At 62.1% G+C, this 1,884-nt stretch carries 2 protein-coding genes; both read right to left on the minus strand.

Annotated features, from left to right (window positions below; translation table 11 throughout):
- Positions 1-134: 134 nt before the first annotated feature.
- Positions 135-536 carry a glutaredoxin family protein gene (locus AC04L7_RS17805; RefSeq protein ID WP_435999290.1) on the minus strand — a complete coding sequence of 134 codons (402 nt, stop codon included), beginning with the start codon at positions 534-536 and terminating at the stop codon, positions 135-137.
- Between the two features lie 548 nt (positions 537-1,084).
- A partial coding sequence (locus tag AC04L7_RS17810) for a LysM peptidoglycan-binding domain-containing protein (RefSeq protein ID WP_475513582.1) occupies positions 1,085-1,884 on the minus strand: 800 nt, incomplete at its 5' end.

The following is a 1,884-nucleotide window of genomic DNA, read 5'->3' on the forward strand; positions in this document are numbered from 1 at the left end:
CTTCCATGGTGGATTGACCGTCATCGTGCCGACGCTCGCACCGAAATTGAAAGCAGTATGGCCGGTTCAGCAGGGATCGACGCTCGCAGAATGACTCGGTTGCCGACGCGATCACTGCAGGGGCGACCAGTGCATCAATGCTCAGCGGACAGGATGTACCCCTGCGTTCGCAAGAGCGAGATGATTTTGTCGCGATCATAACCCTCCAACTTTGAGTTCGCTGTCACGATGACGGGAACCCGCTCTGCATCCAGCCGATGCAACTCCTGACGATGCAGCAGCAGATTGTCAGCAGGACGTTCCACGTAATCCACGCCAAGTTCACGCAACAACTGTCTCGTCTTTTTGCAACCGCCGCATGACGCGAGGGAATAAAAAGCGACTTGCTCCGGACGTGCAAGATAGAGGGAATACTCCCCGTGCGTGATGACGAGCGCGCTCGACTTGGCAAGCTTGTGGGCGTTGTACGCTCGCCCCGCCCCGATTCCGATCAGAAGCGATATCGCCACCACTGCAACCGGAAGCATCCGTTTCATGTTCACTGGCGTCTCCCAACACCGCGGGAGCTAGCCCCCGCGGTGAAATGCTTCTGGTCAGGGGGGATCGCAATTTCCGCAGTTTACGAACCTGCAGGTATTGAGGCTGGTTCTGCACTGGGCAGGGGTGTACTGCCCCCCTTGCATACAGGCCGTGTATGCCTGGTCGCAGGCGAGCCAACAGTCAGTGCACGGATCGTCGGCTTTCGACGTGAACGAGAATCCAAGCACCAAAGCAGCCGCACACGCGGATGAAAGTAACAACGTCTTGATCGACATGACTACCTCCTTGTGATGGATACGCTGACGAGTCAGCGGTGCATATGTACTCTCGCTTCAGCGATACGAATGCGCGCACGCGCACATTTTTTCATCCCAGTAGGACGCCTGACTGTTCTCGCGCCCCATTCATCCGTTTACGTACAGATGTTTACATCAGTGCGCTGACAGATCACAGAAAGCTTCTCGACACTGGACCATCCGCAGGCAGCGAATCCCCGATATCGCTAGCACAGGCAAGGAACGCACCTCCCCTCACACAATGCGCATCACTTCCTGCAGCCTTCCAGCTTGAGCTCCTGCCCCGGCCGCACGGCGTACGCCGGCGCCTTCAACCTGTTGGCCTGCGCGAGCTTCTTCAGATCGCACTGGAACCGCTGCGAGATGCGCCCCAGCGTGTCGCCCTTCGCGACGCGGTAATCCCGCGCCTGCTTCGCCTTCGGTTCGGCTGGTTGCGGCTCGCCGGAGGCGACGGTGGTCGGCACGCCGGCCACGGGGGTCACATCGCCGACGGCGACATTGCCGGTCCGCGAGGCGCGGCGGATGGCGGCCGCGGGATCGGCGCTCACCAGCGTGCGCGCCAGTTCCGCGCGGGGGCCACTGATGCAGTGGCGTGTGTACAGGCCCGAGATGCGCGCGTTGGCCTTGAGCGTGGTGCCGGCGGGGATCCATGCCTCTGGCTGGTAGCGCGGGTTGAGGTTGCGCAGCGTGCGCATGTAGCCCTCGCGCGTGCCGCCATTGCCCAGACAGATGGTCAGCTCATAGATGGATGCGTCGCGCGCCAGCTTCAGCGTCGCCGGCTGCGCCGTGACCTTCGGAAACTCCAGTCCGTACTGGCGCGGGTGCAGGAACAGCCATGCCGCCGCGATCACCATCGGCACGTAGTCGCGCGTCTCGCCGGGGAACTGGCTGTAGACCACATCGTCCCAGAAGCCCAGGCCGCCGTTCTCGCGGAACACGCGCGCAGCCCGTCCCTCGCCCCCGTTGTAGGCCGCGAGGGCCAGTTCGATATTGTTGTTGAGCCCGCGCATGCGCTCGTTCATGTACTCCGCGCTGGCCTGGCCGGAGG

The sequence above is a fragment of the Pseudoxanthomonas sp. LjRoot204_2 genome, from assembly GCF_056175765.1.

What these genes read in the sequence shown, in the direction of transcription:
- AC04L7_RS17805 (WP_435999290.1), bottom strand. Translation starts at nt 536, where the DNA reads ATGAAACGGATGCTTCCGGTTGCAGTGGTGGCGATATCGCTTCTGATC.